The organism is Methylobacterium sp. C33D, from assembly GCF_053345825.1.
Map to the genome: position 1 here is coordinate 1 of NZ_JBKFAV010000281.1, position 255 is coordinate 255.

At 73.3% G+C, this 255-nt stretch carries 1 protein-coding gene; it reads right to left on the minus strand.

Features of this window, described 5'->3' with window-relative positions; genetic code table 11:
- Positions 1-158: CsbD family protein (locus ACLBXO_RS32380; RefSeq protein ID WP_447687984.1), on the minus strand; the 158-nt coding region annotated here is incomplete at its 3' end.
- Between the last annotated feature and the right edge of the window lie 97 nt (positions 159-255).

The window sequence follows — 255 nt, forward strand, 5'->3', positions numbered from 1 at the left end:
TTGACGTCGCCGACGGTCTTCTGCGCCTCGCCCTTCAGCTCCTGCGCCTTGCCCTCGGCCACCAGCCGGTCGTTGCCGGTCGCCTTGCCGGCCGCCTGCTTGACGTTGCCCACCGCCTCGTTGGCCAAGCCCTTCAGCTTGTCGGTCGTGCTGCTCATCGCGTGTGCTCCTGCTTCGCTGGTGAGGCCGGTCGTCCCGGCCGGGGGCGGCCCCCGCGTCCCGCGCGGGGGCCGGTGGAACGCTCAGACGCGCCGG